This is a genomic window from Arthrobacter sp. MYb227, from assembly GCF_002975435.1.
In the GTDB taxonomy this organism is placed as follows: domain Bacteria; phylum Actinomycetota; class Actinomycetes; order Actinomycetales; family Micrococcaceae; genus Paeniglutamicibacter.
The window spans coordinates 309707-335841 of the sequence record NZ_PCPT01000001.1 but is presented as its reverse complement, the minus strand read 5'-3'; the positions used below and the strand labels follow the sequence as shown (position 1 = coordinate 335841).

The following is a 26135-nucleotide window of genomic DNA, read 5'->3' as shown; positions in this document are numbered from 1 at the left end:
AGACAAATAGCCCGTTCAACTACGTGCAACACCGCGAGTCTGGAGCAATACATGCCCACCGTAGCTAGAAAATTCTTAGCACTGCTGCTGGCAATTCTCGCGGTACTCGCCGCAGGCGTTGGCCTCGGGGCTCGCACCGCTGATCAGCTGATCAATACCCCCGAACCTCTACAACGCATCTTGGGCCCGCTTGCTACACATGATCAATTGCGTGAAATTCTTCCACAGGTGCTCAGTACCCAGCTCACCACCCAGATTACCGAAAGCATTCCAGTGCCTATTCCGTCGGCGCTGAGCGGCATTCTGGAACAAGCGATTGCCACAAGCTCCAGTGCGCTGCTCGGTGATGCAACATTCGCTACCGCATGGGGCACCACTATTGAAAATACCCGCCGCGACTATATTGAAGAATTAGCTACAGCCAAAGCAGAAAATACTCATCAGGCAACAATCAAACTGGATTTAGCACCGCTACTTAGTAGCGCCTACGGAACCCTGTACTCCTCGCTTGGTGGCTCAATGCTTGGTGCGTTGCTTCCCGCAACAATTTCGATGCCTCAAGTATTGGTTGATACCAACTGGCCCGATGAACAAACACTCTCGGCACCGGATGCCAACCGCTGGCTGGGTCTAGCCGGGGCCTGGGGCTGGTTCATTGTGGCTGCAGGAGTCCTGACGATGGCGGCAATATTCGTTGCCCCGCGTGGATTCCGTGGCAAAACCCTCATCGCTCTGGGGGGCAGTGCGGTGGTTCTTGGGGCAGTGGTGATCTACTTTGCCGCGAAACTTTCCGGAATCCAGCCGCAGGAGTCCGAACTCACAGATCTATTGATCACCCAACTGGCTCAGGGCGTACGCGGTGAAGTGCAATCCATCAGCAACACGCTGATTATTGGCGGAGTCGTAGTATTCCTTGCGGGACTAGGCACCTGGCTTTGGCGGCGCGAAAACCAGGTACTCGACACCGCCGCAGCTACGCCCGTGGCCAATTAGCAAGCAGCAATTTGCCCTCGAACGTAGACTTGATACATGGCTACCAGTTCCACCGTTCCGGTCTCCCTTCCGATGCCCTCAATTCCGCGTACCCGTCGTACCCCAGCAGAGATTGCTGCAGCGGCTCCCGTCACCGGCGAACGCAAGGTTCTTCTTGCCGCCCCGCGTGGTTATTGTGCAGGTGTAGACCGCGCGGTGATAGCCGTGGAAAAGGCGCTTGAACACTACGGCGCTCCCGTCTATGTGCGTAAACAGATCGTGCACAACCTTCACGTGGTCTCCACCCTTGAAGCACGCGGCGCCATCTTCGTTGAAGAAAATGAAGAAGTTCCAGAAGGTGAACTCGTGGTCTTCTCCGCCCACGGAGTCTCTCCAGCTGTGGTGAAGTCCGCCGAGGACCGTGGCTTGCGCACCATCGATGCGACCTGCCCGCTGGTGACAAAGGTTCACAAGGAAGCGGTGCGCTTCGCCCGCGAAGACTACGAAATCCTGCTCGTGGGGCACGAAGGCCATGAAGAGGTTGAAGGCACCTACGGTGAAGCACCGGAGGTCACAACCATCGTGAATAACCCGGACGAGGCCGATACCGTTCAGGTGAAGAACCCGGATAAGCTCATCTGGCTTTCACAGACAACGCTTTCGGTGGATGAAACCATGGAGACGGTGCGCCGCCTGCGCAAGCGTTTCCCCAAGCTGCAAGATCCACCCAGCGATGATATTTGCTATGCAACAACCAACCGTCAGGCGGCCATCAAGGCCATCGCCCCGCAAAGCGAACTGGTCATCGTCGTCGGCTCTTCCAACTCCTCAAACTCGGTACGCCTAGTAGAGGTAGCACTGGAGTACGGCGCCAAGGCTGCCTACCGCGTTGACTATGCCTCGGAGGTTGACGAGTCCTGGTTTGAGGGCGTGGCAAGCGTGGGAGTCACATCCGGTGCCTCGGTGCCAGAGATCCTGGTACGTGACGTGCTGTCACTGCTAGCCGACTACGGCTACGCCGATGTTGAGGAAGTCACCACGGCGCAGGAAGACATCCTCTTCTCACTGCCCAAGGAGATCCGCGCAAAGATGAAGGAAGATGGCGACACCTCCCGCGGGTTGGGTGGCCGCAGGTCGGTCTCCGATATCAGCAGCTAATTTTTTATCATGTGAGCTATTCCACCTAGGGAACTGCGGCACACAAAAGACTCAGGCCGTGATGCACAAACGAATGTGCATCACGGCCTGAGTCTTTTTGATTGCTTGATGTCTAGGCCTCTTGGCTGGTTGGTCGATCGCTGGACCCCGGTAGCTGGGTAGGAGCAACCTCATCAACTAGTTCAAACACCGGCGGATCCATGCCCTCGAGCAACTCGCTGGCGCTGAGCCCACGCGGAGAAACTTCTAGCATGGGTAGCGCATGCAAGGCAGCCGCCGGGTCGAGCTGCTGCCCAAGTCCCGGATCCAGATCACGAATACGTCTGGCACTGGGCAGTACTCGGGCTTCTAGCGTTCCCACAAACGCGTTGTACTTCTCTACGCTGCCGCGAAGCGAGGCACCGAGCTTGGTGACGTGTGTGCCCATAGTGCCCAGACGCTCATATAGCTCGCGGGATTGCACAAAGAGTTCCCGCGCGTTCTCCGTCAGCAAATCCTGTCGCCAGGCAAAGGCCAGCCCCTTGAGCATCGCCAGTAAGGTTGCGGGGGAGGCCAGTGCAACGTTCTTTGAGAACGCATGGTCTAACAGCGCTGCATCTGCCTCCAGCGCATCGGCAAGGAAAGATTCGGCGGGTAGGAAACACACAACTAACTCGGGACTGCCTGCAACTGACTCCCAATAAGCTTTTGAGGCCAACGCATCAACGTGGGAACGTAGCGCCTTGGCATGATCCTTAAACGCTGCCTTGGCCCGTGCTCGTGTCGCCGGGTGATGGGAGGATGCAAGCTCCTGCGCTCGCAGGTAGGCAGCCAAAGGCACCTTGGAATCAACAACAATCATCTTATTTCCTGGTAAGCGCACCACCATGTCCGGGCGCAAACCCTCGGAGGTGCGTAGCTGCTCACTAAAGTCGACGTGCGGCAGCATACCTGCGGATTCGACGACCCGACGCAGCTGCAATTCACCCCAGGTGCCGCGGGCCGAACTATTGCCCAAGGATGCGGCCAAAGAACCTGTAGCCCGCAGAATCTCCGCATCATTCACCGCGGCCTGCACCAGTTGTTCACTGAGCTGGCCAAATTGTTCCACTCGGTCTCGTTCCAAGATTGAGACCTGGGTGCGTACCTGGCGCAATTGCTCGGCGACCGGGGCCAGCGCTTGCATGACCGAACGATCCTGTGATTCTTGGCGCCGCTGTTCATCGACTCGCTCACGTAGTTCGGCAACTTGGGCCTGCGCCCCGGCCAATAATCTGGAGGTCACCGCCAGCTCCTGACGGTCCGATTCGCCGGCCAACTCCTTGGCGTTTTGGGCTTGTCTACCCAAGTACCACCAGGTGATGACACCTGCGGCAAAACCAATAATCAGTGCCGCAATGACTACCAACCAGATAACTGTGTTCATGATTTACACCATGCCAGGACGCACCGACACTTGATCGACGGTAGACTCTACTTCCGTGGCTCTTACAATCGGAATCGTCGGACTGCCCAATGTCGGCAAGTCAACAATGTTCAATGCTCTTACCCGCGCGCAGGTTCTCGCGGCAAACTACCCGTTCGCAACCATCGAACCCAATGTGGGTGTCGTGCCGTTGCCGGACGCACGCCTGAAGGTGCTTGCCGGAATCTTTGGTTCCGAGCGCATCCTGCCGGCAACCGTGTCCTTCGTGGACATTGCCGGCATCGTCAAGGGTGCCTCGGAAGGCGAAGGCCTAGGCAATAAGTTCCTGGCCAACATTCGCGAAGCCGAGGCCATCTGCCAGGTGACCCGCGCGTTCTCCGACCCGGACGTGATTCACGTCGATGGCAAGGTTGATCCGGCTTCGGATATCGAGACGATCGCCACCGAGCTGATCCTCGCCGATATGCAAACCATCGAGAACCAGCTGCCGCGCCTCGAAAAGGAATTGCGGGCCAAGAAGATTGAGGCATCCTTCATCGAGACGGTCAAGGCCGCGCAGAGGGTCCTCGAAGAGGGCAAGACCCTCTATGCCGCGGGCAAGGGCGCAGGCATCGACATCGATGAGTTGGCCCCGCTGCAGCTGATGACCACCAAGCCGTTCATCTACGTCTTCAACACCGACGAAGAAGGCTTGGCCAACAAGGAAATGCAGGCGGAGCTCTCCGCTCTCGTTGCTCCGGCTGAGGCCATCTTCCTCGACGCGCAGTTCGAATCCGAGCTTGCCGAGCTGACCGAGGAAGAAGCCGAGGAAATGCTTGAGGACGCCGGTTACACCGAGTCCGGCCTGGACAAGCTGGCTCGCGTCGGCTTCGACACCCTAGGTCTGCAGACCTACCTGACTGCTGGCCCGAAGGAAACTCGCGCCTGGACCGTCCCCAAGGGTGCCACCGCACCCGAAGCCGCTGGTGTCATTCACACCGACTTCCAGCGTGGCTTCATCAAGGCCGAGGTCTTCGGATTCGATGAATTGGTCGAGGCCGGTTCGGTCGCTGCGGCCAAGGCCGCGGGCAAGGCCCGCATCGAAGGCAAGGAATACATTATGAAGGACGGCGACGTCGTGGAGTTCCGCTTCAACGTCTAAAACCTTCTCGAAAAACGCTCCCCAGATACCCGTCTGAGGAGCGTTTTTTGTTTCTCCGCTTGCTAATACTTTTGCTCATTGTCTGCGATTCTCCCTGACGCCTAAGAGTTTGATAGCTGTGAACTGGGTCATATCACGCGATATGATTGGACTATGGTGAATCCAGTTCGAGCGCTTCGAGAAGCAGCCGGTCTGAGCCAGTCAGAGCTGGCTCAGCGGTCTGGCGTTGCCCAGCCAAATGTTGCCGCTTATGAGACCGGGAAACGCAATATCTCTACCCAGATGCTCAAGCGCTTGCGGACGGCCGCGCGGCCACTGCCCCGTGAAACGCTCGCGGCGCACCGCGCCGAACTTGTGAGTCTTGCTGGCCGGTATGGCTTCGAGAATGTTCGTGTCTTCGGTTCCGCGGCTCGCGGAACGGATACTCCCGGGAGCGATCTGGACATCTTGGTCACCCGATCGCCCGGTACCGGTTTGCTCACGGTCGCGGCGTTCGCCGCCGAAGCAAGCGAGTTGCTCGGTATCGAGGTCGATGTGGTGACGGACGGTGGACTGCGTGCCGATCATGAGATATTGGCGACGGCTGTGGCGGTATGAACACGCGGGACGCTACGGTTCTGACGGAGATCATCCGGCTGTGTGGTGTCGGTCAGAATCTCGTGGCGCGCGGCGAAGCGTGGTACCGCGGGGACCCCGATAATGTTCCGGGATTAGCGGCAGAGTCACTGATCATCAAGATTGGCGAGAACGTGGCTCGTCTGAGCGATGCCACAACAGGCCGACACCCCGAAGTGCCTTGGTCTTTGATCAAACGGATGCGAGACCGGCTGGCACATCACTACGAGGGCACCGACTACGGTGCGGTCTGGGACACGCTGGCCGTTGACCTGCCCGTGATCAATAAATACATTCAGTCACTCTCATCAAACTGAGCTAAATGCCGAATTCAGGATCGTATAAACTGGACTTACTAAGACCGGTTCCGCCTACTTCCGTGGGTCTAGGGCCGGTCATCATTTTTGTCAGGCGGTCTTCGTGGACGAAGATGTCAAAGAATATAGGACTTTTGCCGAACAAGCAGAACTTTTTGAGAACCGTGGCATGGATATGGTGGATCACGACTTTGCCATCTCGACACTGCCTAGGGTGAACTACTGCAGGCCGAGTGGCAATTGGTATTCGTTCCAGAAGCTATCCGTATCTGGACGCCAAGACGACTTCTATCAAGGCACTCGATTCAACGATGTCGTCGCGCTCTACGACTTCGACGCCCGTCTGCGTGCGGCCACATTCGCTGCATTGATGCCTGTCGAACTTGTCATTCGCGCATGGCTTGGACATGAACTGGGACGGATTGATCCCTGTCTCCACCCTCGATCATTTCAAGCTCAGACCAACCACGCAACGAGGGGACCAGTGCACAAGGCGGGTCAAGCGCTACCAGAAAGAACTCGATCAGTCTCATGAAAACTTCGTCGCTCATTGAACAGTCCTCGCGTGGGTACCCGTAGGATCGGTATATGGATACCGAGCGCGTGGTTGAGGAGCTTTATTTGGCAGGCGGCTGTCTCTGGGGCGTGCAGGCCTTCGTTACGACGCTGCCCGGGGTGACGTTCACCGAGGCCGGAAGGGCCAACGGAACCAGCCAACGTATCGACAGCGCCTACGACGGGTATGCGGAGTGTGTGCGAACACGATTCGATCCGACGGTTGTTAGTGTCGAGCAGCTGACGGACTACCTCTTTGAGATCATCGATCCCTACAGCGTCAACAAACAGGGACCAGACTTCGGTCAGAAGTATCGTACTGGGGTCTACTCCAACAAGCTGACCCACCTCGAAGAGGCTCGTGCTTTCATCGCGGCGAGAGACGACGCTGACCGAATCGCCGTTGAGGTACTGCCACTGCTCAACTATGTGCGAAGCGCCGAGGAGCATCAGGATCGGCTCGCGCGCTTCCCAGAGGATTCTTGCCATCTTCCGGCGGAACTGCTGACCAAGTACTAGGGCGAGGTTAATCTAGCATCTTGCCGGTGTTGACAAGTCGAGAGTAGTGGTCTGCCGGAGCGTCGTGGAGTTCCGCCTCAACTTGTAGTTTTTCACGATTACTGATGCCCCGGTTTCTTCTCAGAGGCCGAGGCATTCGTGGAGTTCGAATGCCGACTTTAGAGCAGTCGATTCGGAATTTTCTGCCAGTGGATTTCATCGTTGTCAAGCAGTGTGAGCAAGCTGTGATCGCCTCATGCCGTGTTGACCGGCTTGAGGTCGTTACGTCGCCTATGTTCTGTAACTGCGCACTTCGGAGCTAGAAGGTTCGAGCCATATCAGTGGTACGGCCGATGTGCGTCATGGTGGATGTAGCACCTGCCCAGCATCTTCAAACTAACGATGCTAAGAAAACTTATACCGACTGAGTTTTGCGTTGTTCCCATGCACAGTGTCGAACTCGCAGTGTGACGTTCAGCTCGATTCAACTAAACCTATAGAAGCCCCGGGTAGCACGCCGCTGCGGCGTGGCAGTTTACTTTCTGGTGTGGGCCAGAACCGTGCGAGTCATGAGTTTGGGCGCTTCGGCTAGCAAATAATAAGCTTGTAGCATGCATGACTTCACCTGCCTTGACGAAGCGATCATGAACACTCTCCGAGCAAGCATCACGTTACTCACGGAAGAAAACCCGGATCTCTTACTCGTTGCTTGCGGCATGGTTGAAGACCTTACCGGCTTCTTTGTTACGGGGACGGATGCAAAATGGTTGGGCGGTCTTATCGGGGCCGAAGAAGAAAAGTCTCAGATAGCCTGGCTGCCCTCCGAATGGCCGGTCTCAGGCGTGGACCCCAGCGACGCAGCACCGGGCCGTGTCACGAGCGCCATATGGGAACTATCGGGGACACAAGCCATGATCGACGGTACCGGCAGTGAACTCTGCGAAGACGATTACAATGCGTTGCGCGTTGACTATGAGGATCGTATGATTCTGGCGTTGCGTCAGCTACAGACAGAGGGCGCGCTACGCAATGCTCGCGGCAGGGACATCTGGATCTGGCTGCATTCCGCAGACTACTCTGACGAAGAACTCGACGACCGGAGCTTTGCTGCTCTACACAGCCCAGAGTTGGCTGCGCAGTTCCATGGACGTTGGGGTGCCGGGACCGAGCCGTTACTCAAGAAAATGACGTCACTTTATCGTTGAAGTTACTGCAAACATGTGAATACACCGCGAGAACCTGCGTGAAAGCAATAGGTGCACAAATCAATCCATGCAATCACCGTGTCTCGTTTCAACCAGTCAGGCACGGGCAACGTATGAAACTGTCGCCCGAGGACCAACCCGAAGCAGATATTCCTGAAGTTGGCAGAAGTTCCCGCCTTCGGAAATTTTCTTGTGCAGAAAGCTACGTACAGGTCTGGATCTTGAGGACCTAAAGTAGCTTGGAGGCATGAAGGTCAACAAATCTGACAGCACTGGTGCAGCATGGCCAGGCTGCTTTTAACTGACGTTCACGAAATCCGTTGTGTGTGATTTAACTGCGGTCAGCAAATGGATCAGTATGGCGGCCATTTGAGCTCCTCGGACAGTTCTATGCTTCCGGCAAGATGCGCTCATTAGCCATTCGGCAAACCTGTCAAATCTTTGGTTGATGAAGCTGCTGCGGTGGCAACAACATTCCTCGTGCACGACTTCAACCGCTTTGTCGAAATGTTCGGTCCAGAGACGCTCGATCCAAACGGAAACCCACTCAGTGACCTTGGCGCGGGCATTTTCTGGTTCGTCGACAGTGAAGATCTCAGTGACTGGATTGAGCATTTCATTGAGATAGACGTCCCCATCGTCGCCGAAGGCAAGGACCATCAAGCAACGGTCGTCGTCTCCGGCCTGAGCTGCGAGGAATTGGTCTTTCCCCACCGGGGTGAGCCAGACGCTCGGCAGCCAAGGTGAGTCCTCTTCCGTGAAGACGCTGAGCTCCAGCTCGACTTCGAAGCGTGCAGCTGTGATGGCATCCTGTGAACGTTGTGCTCGGGCGATCGCCTCGGGGGCGGCTTCGTCAAGGATATGGCGCCACAGCGCCTCGAAGTCGGTGATGTCATGCTCCTGGGTGCAGTCTTCAAAAGCCAAGCCGAATTGGGTTCTGTGGGTGAAGGCGAGCCCCTGTCGAATGCTTCGCGTACCAGTGGTTTGAGGCGAGAATGTTGTGGGAGTCTTGGTGTCTAACGGGGGAGTGCCTCGATCGAATCGATGGATCAGTGCCGTGATCTGAGGTATGCGCAGTGGCGCGTTTTGTACTTTTGAAGAGAGCCAAGTAGGGATAACTTTCGATTTGTTTGTCGCTGGGAGAGGCTCCGAGTTCGTGGCTCTATCAGGGGGAAACCGAAAGAAAATTTGGACTCCACTTCCAATTTGGAGCGTTCACGTGCAATCGGAAGTCAGATGATGACGTGCTCACGGTGATATCGCTTCCCCAACTTATTAGGATGGTGGGCTAAAGGGATCAATGTGGTCCGCCGTCTTATACCTAGGAGTCTTCAGCCATGAGTTTCTCTGTCTATCTTTCCGGTGAGATCCACACCGACTGGCGCGAGGAAATCCAGCGCGGTGCAGAAGCCGCCGGCCTGGACATCGTCTTTACCGCACCGGTGACCGACCACCCCGCGAGCGATGCTGCGGGGGATCACCTGGGCGAGACCTCCAGCCAGTTTTGGCGTGATCACCAGTCCTCGAAGGTCAATGCAATCCGTACACGCACCCTGATCGAAAAGAGCGATTTAGTGGTGGTGCGCTTCGGGGACATGTACAAGCAATGGAATGCAGCCTTCGATGCCGGCTACTGTGCCGCCCTAGGCAAACCCTATGTAACTCTTCACGACGAAGACCTCGTCCACCCGCTTAAAGAAGTTGACGCTCAGGCTCAGGCTTGGTGCAAAACCACGGACCAGGTCGTTGAGACATTGCGCTACGTGCTCAAGGCATAAGCAGGTGGTTTGTGGCTGCCACTGGCGAGCATACTTGCCGGTGACAGCCATCATCGTTTAATGCGACAGGGGCGTGCGGAGCTATAGGGTCGGTGCAGCGCTGCCACGGTGCTTAGCCGAGGCCCAATCATCACGTAGGTATGGTTGGAGCCGTCGAAGAGCGCTTTGAGAAGGGGAACCTGTCCGAACCACGGCACGAGATTGCCGGCAGCGAAGCCAGAAAGCCTGATTAGCTCAGAACAGCGGCCAAGGTACTGCCTGCATCTGACCACTAGGAGCCGGGAAATGTCCCTCAATGCTCAGCCCGGTGCAGCGCTCGGCGAGCGCCGCGATTTCTTCGGCGCTAAGCAATCCTGCCAAATCTCGGCCCAATTCACCGTGCAGGCCTTCGCTGACACGGTCAATGCCGTCAGCTTCCTCGGGGGTTAGGGCCTCGCCCTGCCATCCCCAGAGCACGGTGCGTAGCTTGTGGTCACGGTGAAAGGTGAGTCCGTGGTCCACACCGTGCCGTTGCCCCTTCGCCATGGCCAGGATGTGGTCGCCCTTGCGGTCGGCATTATTGACGATAACGTCGAACACCGCCATGCGTCGCAGCGCTGGCGAGTCTTCGTGAATGAGGGCAACTAGCCCTCCGTTCTGATCTTGTCCTTGCAGAACTTGTTTCCAACCCGTCTGTGGCACGTTCCGGGCCGCGACCAGGTCCACGGCGTTTTGGTTGGGATCTTGCTCCTGCCAGAGTTGCACCATTCCTTCACCAAACGGCCCATCACGCAGCCAGGTGTGCGGCACAACGTCCCAGCCAAGAACCTCCGATAGTAGGTAGGCGGCAATTTCTCGGTGGGCGAGCGTTCCTCCTGGGAAATCCCACAGCGGAGTTTCGCCGGCTATCGGCTTATAGACGACTTGTACGTCGCCGATACTGCCCAGAAAAGTGGCGTTTGAGGCCGTCGTGAGACGTCCGGTGAGGCTCAGCTCGGTGGTCAGAAGATCAGGGGTCGGCATTAGGCCTCTGGAAGGGTGCAGGTATGTCCATCGGGGTCAATGGGATAACCGCACAGTGGGCAGATCGGACGTCCAGCACTGACGATCTCGAAGGTGCGCATAGTGAAGGCGCGGGCTGTGCCGACTGGCATGAGCACGCGCAGCATTTCGGGCTCATCGGTGCGTTCCTCATGCGGTCCCTCGTTGGTGTCATCGGGATCCTCAGCGGGCAGGGGGTAGGCCTCAATGACGATCTGAGCCGTGCTTGGATCCCAGCCTAAGCTCATGGCGCCGGTTCGAAACTGCTCCTGGACGGCTTCGAGCGGGTCATTGTCGACTAGTTCGACGGGAGTGCTGCTCGGTACGCTAAAGCGGTTGCCTTCGACGCTCATGAGTTCGTCGAGAATTTCATCGATCTTCTCCGCGAGCACAGCAGACTGCTGCTTCTCCATGACAATACTTACAAGCTGGGCACCCGCGCGCACCTGCAGGTAAAACGTGCGCGCTCCGGGAAGACCGATGGTGCCAACGACAACCCGATCGGGCCAAGCAAACTCGTGAATTCGTGTAGGCATGTCAGTATTCTAGGCCAATGAGGGTCATGGTGCTTGGTGCCCCGCACCGCCGCCGACCGGTGCATCGGACGCATTGATGCCCTTGGCCAGCCATGACAGATCGCCGGCATCGGTGTTGGTCGCTAACACGCTTGGCCGATGAGCACCGTAGTGCACAATCGAGATGGACGCCGGGCCCACGTTTATGCGCTGGAACATATCAAGATGCATGCCCAGCGCATCGGCGAGAACGGACTTGATGACATCCCCGTGACTCACCGCCACCCACGCGGCCCCTGGCCCGTACTCGGCTTCGAACGCTGCATCGTGGCGCCGGATCGCGGCCACCGAGCGAGCCTGCATCGCGGCCATGGATTCACCGCCCGGAAAAGTCACCGCGGATGGTTGCGACTGGATGACCCGCCACGAATCCTCGGTCGCGAGATCACTCAGCGTGCGGCCCTGCCATTGGCCGTAATCGCACTCGGTGATTTCGGGATCAATCGGCGCGTAGGGCGCAGAGTCCTGGCGATCGATGATGAACTGGGCGGTTTGCTGACAACGTTCAAGAGGGCTCGATACCACCCCGGCCAAAGGCACGTTTGCCAGCCGTTCTCCGGCTGCGGCCGCCTGTTCCCGTCCGATCTGATCCAGACTGACGCCAGGCGCCCTGCCTGCCAGCACTCCGGTGGCGTTTGCTGTGGTGCGGCCGTGCCGCACGAGAATAACTGTTGCCATCCACCCAGCCTAACCACCGGCCGCCGACGAACCTAGCAGGGAGTCAAGGAGTGATAAACCAATAGCTGACGGGCCAGAGGAATAACCGAAGCTCTTCCGAGACGGAACCTCGTGGAGTTCGGGCCTAACGATCTGGGGACGGAATCATTCGAGAATGGATCTGTCCCCAGATCGTTCAACAGTAGGGACACCGAACGTTTCGGGCAGGAGCCGTACGTCAAAAGTGTTGATCGAACTAGATAGCGGGCTTCCTTGCGAAAACCGGAAGTTGTTCAGGCTGTCGAGGACGGCATAATATCCGGGTGAACGCCCAGTGGTGTATCTGTTTTGTAGTCAGAGGGTGGTGCAGAAGCTCTAGAACTAGTTATCTACCACTGATGGGGCCCTCATGGAGCCGATCCGCCTAGGCGAAATCCTTATGAAGAATTTTTTTGAAGAGTTCGGGATCACCTAGAACATACCGGAGGTTTCTATCGGTGTGATCCTACGGCGGATCAATGTTACTGTGCACGGCAAACGTGGTATCACGGCCGATGCTGAAATCCGCCTCGCTCGGAACTTCGACACTTCAGGGAACTTCTTGATGTACTTGCTTGCCGTCGAATTACAGGCTGAAATGCGAACGCCGGATGCTGCTTGACAAGGTCACTGCGACTACTCAGCTGGGGGCCGCATGACGCGTGAACTCTCGGGCGCCTACCCGAACATGTGGGAGGAATCCGATATGGTAAATCTCGTCGGGATGCAGCGGATCACGAGGAGTACGACATGGTGGATGCGTTTCGGGTGGCGGACTATTTTTCGCTGGTTCTTAAACGAGGACAGCTAGAAGAAGTGACTTTCACTGACAATTCTTTGTTCGTGACAACCGGGCGGGCCGAGCTTGCCTCCGGTGCTATTGAGGTGGAGGAAGCCGCCAAGCTATTCGCCAACCACGATAAACAAAATGGTAAAAGCAAGCCCGAGCCAACGGCGCTAACCGATATGCTGCCGCTCTTTGCCGATGCCACAGAGAATCAGAATAAGCCAATCCCCGTGGTGGTATCTCTGGTTTCACTGCATCAACTAGATGCTCGGCATGGGGCATACCAGAGCGGGCTGTTGCTCGTGGAAGCGAAGCTCTTTCGGGATGGCCGGATCGAGCCGGAGCTAGCAACCGCCTCTTCACCGTGGATACCATCGGATCGGCTTGATTCACCATCGATTCCCGGCAGGAACGTTATGGTTGGCGCGCTGAGCAGTTTTTGGCAATACTCACGCGCCGAACTTGGTGCGGAGGTTTCCCAGACGCAGTCATTAGCTGACGCATTGGACTTGGCAACACGGCTATTTGAGAAGGTTGCTGGAGAGTCCCTAGAGGAGTATGCGACGAAGCAGGGGCACCGTGGTGAGCTGATTCAGCACGAGCTGTGCTACATCAAAGAATTTGACCGGATTGATGCGGTGGGTGGCTTGCTTGAGGTTTATGACTTCCTGAGCCGGGAAAAGAAGTTGCCGAACACGGTGGAGAGGATGGCCATTGGATGGCAAGATCACAGACCGTACGAAACGATGATTCACCAGCACGATGGCTTGTTTGAGGCGGCGAAAAAATCGTGCGGTTCCATGAGCGAAGGGTTCCCATTGGCCGATTCGCAGCGTCGTGCAGTGCATGCGTTCCTGGACCCGTCGGGAAGTGAAATCACGGCGGTGAGCGGGCCTCCCGGTACGGGGAAGACAACGATGCTTCAAGCCATAGTCGCCAATTTGCTCACACGCCGGGCCATAGAAGAAGGTGCCCCGCCGCTCATCGTGGGGACTTCCACCAACAATCAAGCAGTCACCAACATCATTGCCTCGTTCGCTTCGGTCACCAAGGAGCAGTCCGGTTCGTTGGACTTCCGTTGGCTACCGAAGGAACAAGATGGTTCCGCATTGGCTAATCAGTCACTTGGCTCGTTGGCGGTGTACTGCCCGTCGGCTGCAAAACTGGATGAGGCCAAGTCCAAGTACCTTGTAGAGCAGAAAGATAAGAGTCAGACGTACACCGCGCACAGCAGTGAATCATATCTAGCGGGTGCGAGAGAGGCTTTTGTGGCGCATGCTCACGCATACTTTGGAAATGCCAACGATATCCCTGGACTGCAGCAACAGATCCATGACGCGTTGACGGAGATTGATGGGTACCGCATTGAACTTCTCAACACCATGCAGTTTCAGGGCCGCTCAAAGGAATACATTTCCCTGTGCAACGAGGTAGAAGAAATACCATTTCTGAAAGACAGTGGCCGGGTCGCGGAGCTGAAGGAATGCGACAGCATCGAACGACTTGACCGGAAGCTGGATGTGACCCTGCGGTATGCGGAGTTTTGGTTGGCTGTGCATTATTTTGAGGCGCAGTGGTTGCTCACAGATGACTTCATCGAACCCGAAAATCGCTGGAAGAATACGCCGAACGTCATGGAACGTTACTGGTGGCAGGCTGCGGCGCTGACGCCTTGCTTTGTGATGACCGTTTATCAGGTGCCAAAGTACTTCAAGCTTTTTGAGAAGTCCGGGGAGCCAAACCGCTTTGATATCGGACGCATTGACCTGCTGATCGTCGACGAAGCCGGTCAGGTAGACACCCCGCTGGGGTTGCCGAGTTTCGCGCTGGCCCAGCGGGTGCTGGCGGTTGGCGATGAAAAGCAGTTGGCACCTGTGTGGTCCATCGACGAGCAGACCGATGGCGAAGTCGCCCACAGCGCCGGCATCCAATCGAACGAATGGCGGGAGGATCTGCAAAGGCGAGGCATCGCCTGTTCGTCATCATCAAGCCTTATGAGAGCCGCGAGCCATGCCTCCAGTTGGACCTATGGCAGGGGAACCCCAGGACTATTCCTCGCGGAGCACTTCCGGTGCCACCCGGACATTATTGGATTCTGCAACACACTTATGTATGACGATCTTTTACAGGCGAAACGAACCGCCGATGATTCGAAGCTCCAAGAGCTGACCCCCGCTTTTCTATGGGTTGACGTACCTGGATCCTATGATTCAAGGCATGGATCAAGCCGAAATAATCAGCAGGAGGCGCAGGCTATAGCTCAGTGGATCGTGGCGAACTTCGCACATTTCTTCGAAATCTATAACTCGCAAGAGCTCGATCCCAACGAACGGATCGCTGCCGACGCGCTGATCGGGGTGGTAACACCGTTTAGCGCTCAAGCCAGTCTGATTACCCAAGAACTGAAGAAGGCAGTGAAAGAAGCCGCTGCGTCGGAAAATCTTCCGGATCAGCTCTGGAAGAAAGTGACGTGGGAACCGCACATCGTTTACAAGGGGCTGAAAGACCGATCGTCCTTTTCTCGCCCACGTACGGACAGAACAGTCCCCAAGCCGGGTTTATCGATGCAAACCCCGAGCTAATGAACGTGGCGGTCTCGCGGGCTAAAGATCTCTTCATCGTTTTTGCCGCAGCAAATAGGTGGAACAATGGCAAGGTGTTTGGCCTAATGTCCGGCTTTGCACAGCGTTCCGATGCGGTCTTCGCGCGTAGCCAAGACCCTGCCGCCGACCTACAAGAAGCTCATCCTTCACCGCAGGCCACGGTGCTCAATAATGAAAACCTTGAGCCTGCTATCCGCAGAGAACCTGCTGAATCGCGGCACTTAGACAGCGATGCTGTGACACTAAGCACGGTATTGAAGAGCTGGCATGAAACCGGTGAGCTCCGACACGAAGATACCGAACTGAATGCCCGAATTCTCAACCTGCGCCTTAACGAGGTAGGGGTCCTCCGCGGTGAACCAGGAGCCTGGTCTCCATCGAAGCTGGCGCAGATTCTGGGAGTGCGCGTCGTCAAACGACAGAATGCTCAGGGCACACACTATGACTCAATCGAATATACGGTGGCGATGCGCCAGTTGTTACTGGAGCTCTACCGCGAAGGGAAAATCTAGGGGGCGCATTCCCTCGTGGCCAGACACCGGAATAGTTGCTGAACGATTGAACCCGAGATACCGATTGACGGAGGCTACGAGAGCCGATCTCTTGTAGCGCAGCAGAAGGGCACCATTCAAAATCTGAAGCGGTGGATTCGGAAGAGTGCGAGGCGTGGGCCGTTCATTCGTTTCCGCTTTCCATGGCTCGGCATCGCTTAAATCGCGGCTCAATGCTCATGGATGACTTCCCAGTGGGTTCGACTACGATCGTGAGCATAGCTGGGTTTCGGGGCAGCGAAAGATTCTCGCAAAGGAAACCTAATTGATAGTCTCGGTGATCGTTGGAACCCATGACGCTGAACTTTGTGCCCCCGGATCTGGCTCACCTAGGGCGTGAGGCAATACTCCAGCGCATTGGCCGAGAGGACGTAGCAGAAGTACTCGCTTATGATGATCGAGGATCACTCGGAAAGGTTCTAAGGGGTAAAAATTGGAGAACTGGGAAGACCTTGTGAAAGGTGGAGCCTACTCGTGCGAGGCGCAAACCGCTTGGATGCATTCGCTGCGGCCCAAAACCGCTTACATCGAATTTGTCTTCAACCAAGGGGATAAGAAACATCGGCTGTTCGATCTGCTCGCGCATCATGAATCGACACGAACCGTGGGCGTTAAACCGGGCAACGGCTACGGCAACACACGGGACAAGGCCGTGAAGCACCGGTTCGCTTATGACCGTGACATCGTTGACGCAATCGAGGAGCTTGGCGCGTTCTTCCCCGACATTAAAAGCAAGAACCAATGGACGCAGCTTGGCGATGTTGATGTGGTGTTCCTTGACAAGCGGGGCAGGACACTAGGTGCGACGGTGACTCATGAGCGGATGATCGTAGTCCCCAGCGACTAGAAGCTCTTTGCCACGGCGCCTAGGATATTTTGCCGATGTCGTCAGAACTTCGAGGGAACAAAAGACTTGAAGCTTACTTAGTTGATTCACAAATGCGTGGCGAAACTACTCCAGTGGAACCATGCCTACCTGTTTTGCCGGAACTCCGATGACAATTGCGCCGGCAGACACATCCTTTGTGACAACTGCACCGGCACCCAGAACGGCTCCGTCGCCTATTTTTACGCCGGGTAATACCGTGACGTTTGCGCCAAACCACACACCGCGTCCAATAACTACGCGTGCCGGATGCATATCTGCACGTCGGCTGGCCACCATGTCGTGGTTCAACGTTGTGATTACCGCATTGTGGCCAATGAGCGATCCATCGCCGATCTCAATTCCGCCCTGGTCTTGGAAACGACAGCCGCTATTGATGAAGACATCCTCGCCGAGGTGGATGTTCTTTCCGAAGTCGGCGCTAAAGGGCGGAAAGAGCTGAAAACTACGTGGAACTTCGTGCCCCGTCAGTTCGCTCATCAACGCACGTACCTCAGCGGGGGAGTTATAGCGCCCGTTCAGCTCGGCGGTGATACGCAGCGACTCCTGGCTCGCAGCATGCATTGTCGCGTGCAGGAGCGAACCGCCGGGGATGCTCTGCCCGGAATTCAGCGCGGTCAAAAGGTCATCGAGTCCTTCAATTTCAGCCATAGGTCCACCCTAACGTGCTTGTATGTCTGGCTAATGGAAGTTTCTGCACGATCCCTTATTTAATTCTGCTGTGCCGGAGCCATGGCTGGAGTCCAGCCCAACGCCGCGCCCAGCTTGGAGGCAATGTCAGTGAGGATCTGCACGTAGTCCTCGTGCTCAAGGCTGAAAGGAAGTGCGAAAGCAACCTCGTCGACTTCCCGGAAGCCAGCGTGGGCGTGGAGACGCTCGGCAATCTGCTCGCTACTGCCGATAAGATCCGGAGCGAACAGCATGCCTCTCGGTCCCTGAGGGGCGCGGGTGCGGGGCATGCGTTCATCGACATAGCGTTGGTACTTTTCGCGCTGTTGCGTAGTTGCCGAATCGGTTGGAATCACCACAAGCCCTTGTGAGACCCTGCCCGGGACATGAGTGCCCGCAGAATCTACTGCGGCCTTACGGAAAGCACGGATTTGCGCTTGCTGAATGTGGGCAAAATCCGGTTCCTCACCGGCCTCGGGGAAAATCACGCTGCTGGTGAGCAGATTGAATCTATTCGCACCTGCCCACACAGCAGATTTTTTGCTTGCTGCCCCATATCAAAGTCGTGACCGGAGCCCGACCGAATGCGGCTCGACGCGGTTGGAGAACTCTTCAACAACGCCCTGCTTGCCGGAAAAGTCACGGACCGGTTCCCCAGCTATCAAACGAGCAAGACGTTTAACACGCGGGTAGTCGAAATCCTCTAGGGCCGCACTGTCCGGGTAGAGCTCATGCTTCAGCGTGTCATAGTGCATGGGCTCACCCACGCTGAGACCGGGATTGATACGCCCACCGGCAAGAAAGTCAACCGTTGCTAGGTCCTCTGCCAAACGTAAGGGGGTTCTCCCAACCGAGGGGAGTTACCGCCGTTCCCAAAGAGATTCGGGAGGTGCGCTGGCTGGCTGCTGCCATGACAGCAATCGGCGAAGAAATTCCGAACTGAAGGTGGCGGTGACGCAACTAGGCACTGTCGAAGCCAAGTTGTTCGCCGAGTTCAATGAGTTGCAACGTATATTCGTGCCCGGCGGCGGGATCTTGGGGATCGAACAGCCCCATGGTGAGGAATCCAAGCTGACGTAGGCGATGTAATGAGTCCGGCATAGATCTCCTTCTTGGCAGAGGGGTCGATCAAACGGCCATGCTACGAGGTGCGGAGCGTGCGCAGCTACACAGTATTGCGCTAGATTACCGACCAAGAAAAACTCTGTGTTCACCAATGCCCCTTGAGTTACCGTGCAAGAATGGCGTACAGCCATCGACGTCATGACCTGCTCCGGAAATGTTGTGTTGCGCCTAGACCGGATCGATACAACTCCACGATTCCCACCAGATCGGTTAGAAAATGCCTTGGACTGCGCTACTTGATGAATCCGTTCCCACCGATGTTGCGCGGCTCTTAGAAACTATTCCGGAATGGTTCGGTCAACCCGAATCGAACGCGGAGTATATTCATGCTGCCCACAAGAAAGAAACATGGACTGTCCGCGCCGCCGAAGGCATTGTTGTTGGTGTAACGCTTATAGATCGGCATTTTGCTCATGTTGCTGAGATTCACTTGATGATCGTGGCAAGGGAGCATCACGGTTCCGGCGTGGGCACCGCAATGATTAATGCCCTCGAAGCCGATGCAATAGATCGTTCGGTGCGACTTTTGGAAGTCAAAACTCTTGGCGACTCCCACCCCGATGCAGGCTATGCCCGTACCCGTCACTTTTACGAACGAATGGGCTTCTTACCCCTGGAGGAAACCGACCTGTGGGGTGAGGCTACTCCATGCCTGATCATGGTTAAACCGCTCTAAACCCATGGCTCTAAACCGCAGGGTAGGAGAGTGTTTCGAGTCCATTGGATGAGCGATGACGACACTGCCCGAGAGCAGCTGCTCGTCCAAGCACCGATGTCGCTCCGTCACCTCATATTTTGTGCCTGCTCACGGGCGCGTCACCCGTTTCTATGACTTTCTGCCGAGGGATTTGTGCCGCGGTGGGCACGCCATGGGCCACAAATTGCCACTTGCGAAGCAAAAAGCTTGTAGTTTTCCGTGAATTCATATGTGATTTACGGCTCGCAGCTTCTGCAGCAAACCCCTGAAATTCCGGGCAGAAATAGGCTATGGTGTCCAACAGGGCGCTGAATTCGAGGGTAAATACCTGTTCAAAACCCTGGTGATGTTCGGCACGATTTCCGCCAGTTTTTCCAGAAGTACTAGAATGGTTAATTGGGTCAGTCGTGGCCCCGATCCCCGAGACCCAAAACTCTCTAGAAGAAGTGAGCCTTTTCGCATGTCAGATTCCACTATCACTCGTCGCGAAGACCTGCGCAACGTAGCAATCGTTGCGCACGTTGACCACGGCAAGACCACTATGGTCAACGCAATGCTCCAGCACACTGGTGCATTCGACAGCCACGGTGAAACCGAAGATCGCGTCATGGACTCTGGCGAGCTTGAACGTGAAAAGGGCATCACCATCCTGGCCAAGAACACCACGGTGTTCTACGACGGTCCGGCTGCCAACGGTCACAAGATGACCATGAACATCATTGACACCCCGGGTCACGCCGACTTCGGTGGCGAAGTTGAACGTGGTCTGTCCATGGTTGACGGCGTTGTGCTGCTCGTTGACTCCTCGGAAGGTCCGCTGCCGCAGACCCGCTTCGTGCTGCGTAAGGCACTGGTTGCTCACCTGCCGGTGATCATCGTCGTTAACAAGACCGACCGCCCGGATGCTCGCATCGACGGCGTCATCTCCGATTCCATGGACCTGCTCTTGGGCCTGGCCTCGGACTTGGCCGACGAAGCACCGGATCTGGATCTGGACAAGATCCTGAACGTTCCAGTCGTTTTCGCCTCGGGCAAGGCCGGTCGCGCGTCGACCAACCAGCCTGCCGATGGCACCTTGCCGGATTGCGAAGATCTCGAGCCGCTGTTCGAGACCATCATCAAGCATGTCCCGGCACCTACCTACACCGAAGGCGAAGTCCTTCAGGCACACGTCACTAACCTTGACGCCTCGCCGTTCCTGGGTCGTCTCGCGCTGCTGCGTATCTTCAACGGCACCCTGCACAAGGGCCAGCAGGTTGCTTGGGCCCGCCAGGATGGCACCATCAAGACGGTAAAGATCACCGAACTGTTGGCCACCAAGGGTCTGTCCCGTGTTCCAGCCGAATCGGCTGGCCCGGGCGAGATCGTTGCCGTTGCAGGTATCGAAGACATCATGATCGGTGAAACCCTCACCGACTTGGAGAACCCGAAGCCGCTGCCGCTGATCACCGTTGACCCACCGGCCATCTCGATGACCATTGGTATCAACACCTCGCCGCTGGCCGGCAAGGTCAAGGGCGCAAAGGTTACCGCACGCCAGGTCAAGGATCGCCTTGACAAGGAACTGATCGGTAACGTTTCGCTGAACATCCTTCCGACAGAGCGTCCGGATGCCTGGGAAGTTCAGGGCCGTGGCGAGCTTGCACTAGCCATCCTCGTCGAGCAGATGCGTCGCGAAGGTTTCGAACTGACCGTTGGCAAGCCACAGGTTGTCACCCAGAAGATCGATGGCAAGATCCAAGAGCCGATGGAACACATGACCATCGACGTGCCGGAAGAATACCTCGGCAACGTGACCCAGCTGATGGCTGCCCGCAAGGGCCGCATGGTCAATATGGCAAACCACGGCACCGGCTGGTGCCGCATGGAATTCATCGTTCCGGCCCGTGGCCTGATCGGTTTCCGTACCCGCTTCATGACCGACACCCGTGGTGCAGGCATTGCAGCTTCATTGGCCGAAGGCTACGAGCCATGGCACGGCCCGATCGAATACCGCACCAACGGTTCGATCATTGCCGACCGCGCCGGCGTCGTCACCCCGTTCGCCATGATCAACTTGCAGGAGCGCATGAACTTCTTCGTGCAGCCGACCTCCGAGGTTTACGAAGGCATGATCGTTGGTGAGAACTCCCGCGCCGATGACATGGAAGTTAACATCACCAAGGAAAAGAAACTCACCAACATGCGTGCAGCTTCCTCGGACACCTTCGAGAACATGACTCCGCCGCGTCAGCTGACCCTCGAAGAGTCCCTCGAATTCGCTCGCGAAGACGAGTGCGTTGAGGTCACCCCGGAAGCAATTCGCATCCGTAAGGTTGTCCTGAATGCTAACGAGCGTGCCAAGGCTAACCGTGCGCGAGCCAAAGCCTAAGCAGCCCGCCGGCTCCGTAGCCGCGACGTTGGTAAGCGTCCTGGTAGCTTTGGCTGCCGGGGTGCTTGCCGCAGTGGTTGGCACCATCCTGCACGCAACCATCGCGTATGTGGGGGATACCCCACTACCGTGGGGCGCGGTGCTGGCGCTGATCCTTACCGGTGCGCTTTCCTACTGGGTGGGGATGTGGCGCGCTAAATTATGGGTCAGTGCGCTTGCCGGTTTGGCGACCTATGTTTTGGTTGCACTATTTTCGGCAGATTCTCACAACCAGATGATTGTTTCGGCCCAATACCTGCAGATGTTGCCCGGCCCTGCCTTGGCGGGAATTATCTGGGTGTACGGAATTATCGTCCCTGTAGTCGTCGCGATATTCCTGGTTTCACGCCATCTGCGTGTGCGATCACAAATAACCGCATAATTTACACGTAAGTGCAACAAAAGGTTGGGCCTAGAAAGTTTTAGCTTTCTAGGCCCAACCTTTTTGTTCAAGGGAATGCGTCAGTGATTAGAGACTTCGAGGTGTACCGATACTCACGGTGAGAAGAATTATTTGCCGTTGAGATCTAAATGATGGGCTAGGAATAGTGATGTGGCTACTCCATCTGTTTCGGGATCACGCATTGCGTAATCTTCGATAACAGAGTGGATGCGCGCCATCATTTCCTTCTGGGTGTCTTCCGTGAGTTTTAATCCCACGCGAAGGACCTGAATTTCTTCGGGTGCCAGCCCATCAATTTCCTGCAGGAATGTGTCCACCAGGAGGGGAGCGGCATCGGGGAGTTTGGTGCCCCAAGAGAGTTTGGTGCTTCGGTAGGGCACTTCCTTGGCCCCGCGGTTACCGCGGCGGGTTTCTTCGGCAGCAAGGAATCCATTGGCAAGCAACGTACGCACATGGTGAAGCGAGGTAGCTGGGTTGATATCCAGCAGATCTGCGATCTCTTTATTGGTGCGTGATTCGTGTAGGCAGAGTCGTAAAATGCGTAGACGCAGCGGTGAGCTAAGTGCCCGTGCCCGAGCCTGAACCTCTTCATCTGTGGCCATGGAATCAGCATACGGGAAAAACTGCGACTGATTGAAACATTCAAATCACATGTGTTGCGCCCGACTGCTTCGTTGGCTTGGACCAAGCCGCGTATTTGACGTTTCGTGGTGGCTTAGCTCTGCCGCGGCAAGGAAGTGCGCCGAACCGGTGGTGGTGGAACTTCCTTGGCGTGGGTAATCAGCGAACGTTCGATGTGGACAGTAGCTTCGCGAGTCTTAACTGTCACCGAGGTCTCATTGATTTCTTCAAGATAGCCAAGCGCGTCGGTCACTGACTCCCCGGCTATTCCCAAATTCTTTGGCGCAAGCCGGTAACGCACCACCACGCGTGCTCCAACGGCCAAGGAAGCGAAAAGATCTGAGTTCATACAAATAAGTCTAGGTGCTGTGGTTCTGGGGGCCGAGCGGGCGTGAAAGCGTAAAAACGCACAGATTATGGAAGTGGGCGCGGCAAACTTGGGTGCCGCGGACTAAGCTGGATGCATGCATGTCTTCTTATTGGCATGCCACCGAATAATCTCGCAGTAAAGGAAGGCCCCGGGTACCGTGACCTACATCATCGCCCAGCCATGCGTCGACGTTAAAGACAAGGCCTGCATCGAAGAATGCCCTGTTGACTGTATCTATGAGGGTGAGCGAGCGCTATACATTCACCCGGACGAATGTGTCGACTGCGGTGCCTGTGAACCGGTGTGTCCGGTTGAGGCCATCTACTACGAAGATGACGTGCCAGAAGAATGGGCCGAATATTACAAGGCGAACGTTGAGTTCTTCGACGAGGTTGGATCTCCCGGTGGGGCAGCCAAACTTGGCAACATGGGCATTGATCACCCAATCGTGGCCGCTCTGCCGCCGCAGAACCAAGAATAAGTCTCGGGTATGCTGATTCTTCCCGAATACCCGTGGAGTGCCTTGGCGCCATTTACTGCCAAGGCTTCCGAGCACCCCGAAGGTGCCGCCGATCTATCCATCGGCACTCCCGTTGACCCGACCCCGGAGATTATCCAGGATGCCCTGCGCGCGGGTGCTAATGCCCCCGGCTATCCGACGACCCACGGGAAGTTGGAGCTACGTGAGGCAATTGTCGAATGGTATGCCCGCCGCCGCAATGTTCATGGCCTATCCCCAGATAATGTCATGCCCACAGTCGGCTCCAAGGAGATGGTGGCCTGGCTGCCGCTACTGCTGGGACTCGGAGTCGGGGACCTGGTGGTGCGACCCAAGGTTGCCTACCCGACCTATGACATGGGTGCAAGGCTTGCCGGAGCGGATTCCATTGCTGCCGACACCCTCTCGGAGCTCTCCAACGCAGACCGGGAACGCGTCAAGCTGGTGTGGGTGAACTCCCCGGGGAATCCCACCGGAATAGTTCGTAACACAAGCGAGCTAAAAGCCTTGGTTGACGAAGTTCGCGCTATCGGAGCGATAGTGGCATCCGATGAGTGCTACGCGGAATTGGGGTGGGGGGAGTACGAAAAAGGCGTGCCGAGTCTGCTCGAAGACGCGGTAAGTGGCGGAGATCACACCGGCCTAATTTCGGTGTACTCGCTGTCCAAGCAATCGAACCTCGCGGGCTACCGCGCGGCATTCGTCGCGGGTGCTCCGGACCTCATGCCGGCGCTGATCAACAGCCGTAAGCATGCGGGCATGATTGTGCCAGCACCGGTGCAAGACGCAATGCGTGTGGCGTTGGCCGATGAGGCGCATGTTGCCGCGCAAAAATCCCTATATCGTGCGCGTCGAGAGGCTCTAATCCCCGCCCTTGAAGGCTTCGGATTACGCATCGAAGACTCAGTTGCCGGACTGTATTTATGGTGCACGGCAGACGAAGATTGCTGGATCACCATGGGACGATTGGCGGAGCTGGGAATCATCGCAGGGCCCGGAGCCTTTTACGGCGACGCAGGTAACAAATATGTGCGAATTGCACTGACCGCAAGCGATGAACGGATCGCTAGTGCCGTTCAGCGGTTGAATGCGGCTCGCTGAGTCCAAAACGTGACCAACCGATTGGTGTCAGGTGCCTACTACGCGGTAGCGTGGCACTGATTACTGACCATCGGATCCATCTGTATTCCGGTTAGGAGAGGCAATGACGGAAAACAATTCTGCTCAGCTCAGCTTCGGCGGCAACAACATCGAACTCCCTGTTGTGCCCGCTGTAGAAGGCAACAATGGCTTTAACATCGCACCGCTTCTGAAGCAGACTGGCGGCGTTACATACGACCCAGGCTTCATGAACACCGCGGCGACCAAGTCCGCAATTACTTTTATCGACGGCGACGCAGGCATCCTGCGCTACCGCGGTTACCCCATCGAGCAGCTTGCTGAGAAATCAAGCTTCCTCGAAACCAGCTACTTGCTGATCTACGGCAACCTTCCCACAGCCACCGAGCTGGAGAACTTTGACCAGAAGATCCGCCGTCACACGCTGCTGCACGAAGAGCTCAAGGGCTTCTTCGGCGGTTTCCCGCGTGACGCGCACCCGATGCCGGTGCTTTCCTCGGCCGTTTCGGCCCTGTCGACCTGGTACCAGGATTCCCTGGATCCATTCGACGAGGAGCAGGTAGAGCTTTCTACCATCCGACTGCTGGCCAAGATGCCAGTTCTTGCCGCCTACGCGCACAAGAAGTCGATCGGTCAAGCACTGCTCTACCCGGATAACTCGATGAACCTCGTCGAGAACTTCATGCGTCTAAGCTTCGGCCTTGCGGCAGAGCCTTACGACCTTGACCCGGTCATGGTCAAGGCACTTGACCAGCTGCTGATCTTGCACGCGGACCACGAGCAGAACTGCTCGACTTCCACGGTGCGCCTGGTGGGTTCCTCGAACGCGAACATGTTCGCGTCGGTATCCGCAGGTATCAACGCGCTCTTCGGCCCGGCTCACGGCGGTGCAAATGAGGCAGTGCTGAAGATGCTGCGCCAGATCCAGAACGACGGGCTGAAGCCTGCCGACTTCATGGAGAAGGTCAAGAACAAGGAAGACGGAGTCCGCCTCATGGGCTTCGGACACCGTGTCTACAAGAACTACGATCCGCGTGCCAAGATCATCAAGAACACGGCACACGAGATCCTCTCCAACCTCGGCGGCAACGACGAATTGTTGGATATTGCGATGTCTCTGGAAGAGCGCGCACTAAACGATGATTACTTCATCTCCCGCAAGCTCTACCCGAACGTGGATTTCTACACCGGCCTAATCTACAAGGCTATGGGCTTCCCGGAGAAGATGTTCACGGTTCTGTTCGCCATTGGCCGTTTGCCGGGCTGGATTGCCCAGTACCGTGAAATGCTGCTTGATCCGGAAATGAAGATTGGCCGTCCGCGCCAGCTCTACATCGGAGAAACAGAGCGCGACTACCCGAACCGCTAAACCGGTGGGTGGTGAGTCCTAGAGTATTAGGGCTCAGCAGAAGCGTCTTACTAATGAGGCTCGCAGGGAGAACTCCTCGAATTATTCGAGG

The 26135-nt window shown here is 56.5% G+C and carries 26 protein-coding genes and 1 pseudogene; 18 read left to right on the top strand and 9 right to left on the bottom strand.

Annotated features, from left to right (window positions below; translation table 11 throughout):
- Positions 1-51 precede the first annotated feature (51 nt).
- Both CQ018_RS01540 and CQ018_RS01535 read left to right on the top strand, forming a co-directional pair.
- Positions 52-993, top strand: coding sequence for a hypothetical protein (locus CQ018_RS01540; protein ID WP_105548207.1), 942 nt, complete (start codon positions 52-54; stop codon positions 991-993).
- Between the two features lie 36 nt (positions 994-1029).
- Entirely contained in the window at positions 1030-2130 is a 1101-nt protein-coding gene (locus CQ018_RS01535) for a 4-hydroxy-3-methylbut-2-enyl diphosphate reductase (RefSeq protein WP_105548206.1), read from the top strand.
- A 112-nt stretch (positions 2131-2242) separates the two neighbouring features.
- On the opposite strand, the gene rmuC is transcribed toward CQ018_RS01535, so the two are convergent.
- The gene (rmuC, locus tag CQ018_RS01530; protein ID WP_105548205.1) at positions 2243-3535 is read right to left on the bottom strand and encodes a DNA recombination protein RmuC; all 1293 of its coding nucleotides are present in this window, start codon (positions 3533-3535) and stop codon (positions 2243-2245) included.
- 55 nt (positions 3536-3590) lie between these two features.
- Here rmuC and ychF point away from each other — a divergent pair, with 55 nt between their 5' ends.
- The 6 genes from ychF to CQ018_RS01500 all read left to right on the top strand — a co-directional run bounded on the left by ychF (position 3591) and on the right by CQ018_RS01500 (position 7866).
- A complete protein-coding gene (gene ychF / locus CQ018_RS01525; protein ID WP_105548204.1) occupies positions 3591-4676 on the top strand; it encodes a redox-regulated ATPase YchF in 1086 nt (361 codons plus the stop codon).
- 153 nt (positions 4677-4829) lie between these two features.
- Positions 4830-5273: a helix-turn-helix domain-containing protein gene (locus CQ018_RS01520; protein ID WP_105548203.1), complete on the top strand. Its 444-nt coding sequence runs from the start codon at positions 4830-4832 to the stop codon at positions 5271-5273.
- A complete protein-coding gene (locus CQ018_RS01515; RefSeq protein ID WP_105548202.1) occupies positions 5270-5608 on the top strand; it encodes a DUF86 domain-containing protein in 339 nt (112 codons plus the stop codon). The genes CQ018_RS01520 and CQ018_RS01515 overlap by 4 nt, the downstream gene beginning before the upstream one ends.
- A gap of 169 nt (positions 5609-5777) precedes the next feature.
- Complete coding sequence (locus CQ018_RS01510) at positions 5778-6143, top strand: Abi family protein (protein WP_105548664.1); 366 nt, start codon at positions 5778-5780, stop codon at positions 6141-6143.
- 53 nt (positions 6144-6196) lie between these two features.
- Positions 6197-6682 carry a peptide-methionine (S)-S-oxide reductase gene (locus CQ018_RS01505; protein WP_105548201.1) on the top strand — a complete coding sequence of 162 codons (486 nt, stop codon included), beginning with the start codon at positions 6197-6199 and terminating at the stop codon, positions 6680-6682.
- A 623-nt stretch (positions 6683-7305) separates the two neighbouring features.
- On the top strand, positions 7306-7866 hold the full coding sequence (locus CQ018_RS01500) for a hypothetical protein (protein ID WP_181149684.1): 561 nt from the start codon (positions 7306-7308) through the stop codon (positions 7864-7866).
- Between the two features lie 297 nt (positions 7867-8163).
- On the opposite strand, the gene CQ018_RS01495 is transcribed toward CQ018_RS01500, so the two are convergent.
- On the bottom strand, positions 8164-8790 hold the full coding sequence (locus tag CQ018_RS01495) for a DUF6389 family protein (protein WP_105548199.1): 627 nt from the start codon (positions 8788-8790) through the stop codon (positions 8164-8166).
- Positions 8791-9203: 413 nt separating this feature from the next.
- Here CQ018_RS01495 and CQ018_RS01490 point away from each other — a divergent pair, with 413 nt between their 5' ends.
- A complete protein-coding gene (locus CQ018_RS01490) occupies positions 9204-9644 on the top strand; it encodes a YtoQ family protein (RefSeq protein ID WP_105548198.1) in 441 nt (146 codons plus the stop codon).
- 234 nt (positions 9645-9878) lie between these two features.
- Here the strand turns inward: CQ018_RS01490 and CQ018_RS01485 are convergent, their stop codons facing one another.
- The 3 genes from CQ018_RS01485 to CQ018_RS01475 are packed head-to-tail and all read right to left on the bottom strand — an operon-like array spanning position 9879 to position 11917.
- Positions 9879-10646, bottom strand: coding sequence for an SCO1664 family protein (locus CQ018_RS01485; protein ID WP_105548197.1), 768 nt, complete (start codon positions 10644-10646; stop codon positions 9879-9881).
- Positions 10646-11200, bottom strand: coding sequence for a DUF3090 domain-containing protein (locus tag CQ018_RS01480; protein WP_105548196.1), 555 nt, complete (start codon positions 11198-11200; stop codon positions 10646-10648). The genes CQ018_RS01485 and CQ018_RS01480 overlap by 1 nt, the downstream gene beginning before the upstream one ends.
- A gap of 24 nt (positions 11201-11224) precedes the next feature.
- Positions 11225-11917, bottom strand: a complete 693-nt coding sequence (locus CQ018_RS01475; protein WP_105548195.1) for a histidine phosphatase family protein — start codon at positions 11915-11917, stop codon at positions 11225-11227.
- A 768-nt stretch (positions 11918-12685) separates the two neighbouring features.
- Between CQ018_RS01475 and CQ018_RS01465 the strand changes: the two genes are divergently transcribed.
- The 3 genes from CQ018_RS01465 (at position 12686) to CQ018_RS01455 (ending at position 16723) form a co-directional block, all read left to right on the top strand.
- Complete coding sequence (locus tag CQ018_RS01465) at positions 12686-15304, top strand: DEAD/DEAH box helicase (RefSeq protein ID WP_105548194.1); 2619 nt, start codon at positions 12686-12688, stop codon at positions 15302-15304.
- Positions 15193-15837: a hypothetical protein gene (locus CQ018_RS01460; RefSeq protein ID WP_181149683.1), complete on the top strand. Its 645-nt coding sequence runs from the start codon at positions 15193-15195 to the stop codon at positions 15835-15837. Before CQ018_RS01465 ends, CQ018_RS01460 begins: the two co-directional genes overlap by 112 nt.
- A 472-nt stretch (positions 15838-16309) precedes the next feature.
- On the top strand, positions 16310-16723 hold the full coding sequence (locus CQ018_RS01455) for a hypothetical protein (protein ID WP_105548192.1): 414 nt from the start codon (positions 16310-16312) through the stop codon (positions 16721-16723).
- 105 nt (positions 16724-16828) lie between these two features.
- On the opposite strand, the gene CQ018_RS01450 is transcribed toward CQ018_RS01455, so the two are convergent.
- Both CQ018_RS01450 and CQ018_RS01445 read right to left on the bottom strand, forming a co-directional pair.
- Positions 16829-17413: a DapH/DapD/GlmU-related protein gene (locus CQ018_RS01450; protein WP_105548191.1), complete on the bottom strand. Its 585-nt coding sequence runs from the start codon at positions 17411-17413 to the stop codon at positions 16829-16831.
- Positions 17414-17472: 59 nt separating this feature from the next.
- Positions 17473-18532 (bottom strand): annotated as a pseudogene (locus CQ018_RS01445) (LLM class flavin-dependent oxidoreductase).
- A 241-nt stretch (positions 18533-18773) separates the two neighbouring features.
- On the opposite strand from CQ018_RS01445, the gene CQ018_RS01440 reads away from it, so the two are divergent.
- The 3 genes from CQ018_RS01440 (at position 18774) to CQ018_RS01430 (ending at position 22045) form a co-directional block, all read left to right on the top strand.
- Positions 18774-19232: a GNAT family N-acetyltransferase gene (locus CQ018_RS01440; RefSeq protein ID WP_105548190.1), complete on the top strand. Its 459-nt coding sequence runs from the start codon at positions 18774-18776 to the stop codon at positions 19230-19232.
- 481 nt (positions 19233-19713) lie between these two features.
- On the top strand, positions 19714-21624 hold the full coding sequence (gene typA / locus CQ018_RS01435) for a translational GTPase TypA (RefSeq protein ID WP_105548189.1): 1911 nt from the start codon (positions 19714-19716) through the stop codon (positions 21622-21624).
- Complete coding sequence (locus tag CQ018_RS01430) at positions 21590-22045, top strand: hypothetical protein (RefSeq protein WP_146111787.1); 456 nt, start codon at positions 21590-21592, stop codon at positions 22043-22045. Before typA ends, CQ018_RS01430 begins: the two co-directional genes overlap by 35 nt.
- Positions 22046-22173: 128 nt before the next feature.
- Here CQ018_RS01430 and CQ018_RS01425 read toward each other — a convergent pair whose 3' ends face one another.
- Together CQ018_RS01425 and CQ018_RS01420 are read right to left on the bottom strand one after the other, a co-directional pair.
- A complete protein-coding gene (locus tag CQ018_RS01425; protein ID WP_105548187.1) occupies positions 22174-22668 on the bottom strand; it encodes a helix-turn-helix domain-containing protein in 495 nt (164 codons plus the stop codon).
- A 113-nt stretch (positions 22669-22781) separates the two neighbouring features.
- Entirely contained in the window at positions 22782-23036 is a 255-nt protein-coding gene (locus tag CQ018_RS01420; protein ID WP_105548186.1) for a hypothetical protein, read from the bottom strand.
- 178 nt (positions 23037-23214) lie between these two features.
- On the opposite strand from CQ018_RS01420, the gene fdxA reads away from it, so the two are divergent.
- The 3 genes from fdxA (at position 23215) to CQ018_RS01405 (ending at position 26044) form a co-directional block, all read left to right on the top strand.
- Entirely contained in the window at positions 23215-23538 is a 324-nt protein-coding gene (fdxA, locus tag CQ018_RS01415) for a ferredoxin (RefSeq protein WP_105548185.1), read from the top strand.
- 9 nt (positions 23539-23547) lie between these two features.
- The gene (gene dapC / locus CQ018_RS01410; RefSeq protein ID WP_105548184.1) at positions 23548-24657 is read left to right on the top strand and encodes a succinyldiaminopimelate transaminase; all 1110 of its coding nucleotides are present in this window, start codon (positions 23548-23550) and stop codon (positions 24655-24657) included.
- 103 nt (positions 24658-24760) lie between these two features.
- A complete protein-coding gene (locus CQ018_RS01405) occupies positions 24761-26044 on the top strand; it encodes a citrate synthase (protein WP_105548183.1) in 1284 nt (427 codons plus the stop codon).
- The last annotated feature ends 91 nt before the right edge of the window (positions 26045-26135 follow it).

What these genes read in the sequence shown, in the direction of transcription:
- CQ018_RS01540 (WP_105548207.1), top strand. Translation starts at nt 52, where the DNA reads ATGCCCACCGTAGCTAGAAAATTCTTAGCACTGCTGCTGGCAATTCTC.
- CQ018_RS01535 (WP_105548206.1), top strand. Translation starts at nt 1,030, where the DNA reads ATGGCTACCAGTTCCACCGTTCCGGTCTCCCTTCCGATGCCCTCAATT.
- rmuC (WP_105548205.1), bottom strand. Translation starts at nt 3,535, where the DNA reads ATGAACACAGTTATCTGGTTGGTAGTCATTGCGGCACTGATTATTGGT.
- CQ018_RS01520 (WP_105548203.1), top strand. Translation starts at nt 4,830, where the DNA reads ATGGTGAATCCAGTTCGAGCGCTTCGAGAAGCAGCCGGTCTGAGCCAG.
- CQ018_RS01515 (WP_105548202.1), top strand. Translation starts at nt 5,270, where the DNA reads ATGAACACGCGGGACGCTACGGTTCTGACGGAGATCATCCGGCTGTGT.
- CQ018_RS01510 (WP_105548664.1), top strand. Translation starts at nt 5,778, where the DNA reads ATGGATATGGTGGATCACGACTTTGCCATCTCGACACTGCCTAGGGTG.
- CQ018_RS01505 (WP_105548201.1), top strand. Translation starts at nt 6,197, where the DNA reads ATGGATACCGAGCGCGTGGTTGAGGAGCTTTATTTGGCAGGCGGCTGT.
- CQ018_RS01500 (WP_181149684.1), top strand. Translation starts at nt 7,306, where the DNA reads ATGAACACTCTCCGAGCAAGCATCACGTTACTCACGGAAGAAAACCCG.
- CQ018_RS01490 (WP_105548198.1), top strand. Translation starts at nt 9,204, where the DNA reads ATGAGTTTCTCTGTCTATCTTTCCGGTGAGATCCACACCGACTGGCGC.
- CQ018_RS01485 (WP_105548197.1), bottom strand. Translation starts at nt 10,646, where the DNA reads ATGCCGACCCCTGATCTTCTGACCACCGAGCTGAGCCTCACCGGACGT.
- CQ018_RS01480 (WP_105548196.1), bottom strand. Translation starts at nt 11,200, where the DNA reads ATGCCTACACGAATTCACGAGTTTGCTTGGCCCGATCGGGTTGTCGTT.
- CQ018_RS01475 (WP_105548195.1), bottom strand. Translation starts at nt 11,917, where the DNA reads ATGGCAACAGTTATTCTCGTGCGGCACGGCCGCACCACAGCAAACGCC.
- CQ018_RS01465 (WP_105548194.1), top strand. Translation starts at nt 12,686, where the DNA reads ATGGTGGATGCGTTTCGGGTGGCGGACTATTTTTCGCTGGTTCTTAAA.
- CQ018_RS01450 (WP_105548191.1), bottom strand. Translation starts at nt 17,413, where the DNA reads ATGGCTGAAATTGAAGGACTCGATGACCTTTTGACCGCGCTGAATTCC.
- CQ018_RS01440 (WP_105548190.1), top strand. Translation starts at nt 18,774, where the DNA reads ATGCCTTGGACTGCGCTACTTGATGAATCCGTTCCCACCGATGTTGCG.
- typA (WP_105548189.1), top strand. Translation starts at nt 19,714, where the DNA reads ATGTCAGATTCCACTATCACTCGTCGCGAAGACCTGCGCAACGTAGCA.
- CQ018_RS01425 (WP_105548187.1), bottom strand. Translation starts at nt 22,668, where the DNA reads ATGGCCACAGATGAAGAGGTTCAGGCTCGGGCACGGGCACTTAGCTCA.
- CQ018_RS01420 (WP_105548186.1), bottom strand. Translation starts at nt 23,036, where the DNA reads ATGAACTCAGATCTTTTCGCTTCCTTGGCCGTTGGAGCACGCGTGGTG.
- dapC (WP_105548184.1), top strand. Translation starts at nt 23,548, where the DNA reads ATGCTGATTCTTCCCGAATACCCGTGGAGTGCCTTGGCGCCATTTACT.
- CQ018_RS01405 (WP_105548183.1), top strand. Translation starts at nt 24,761, where the DNA reads ATGACGGAAAACAATTCTGCTCAGCTCAGCTTCGGCGGCAACAACATC.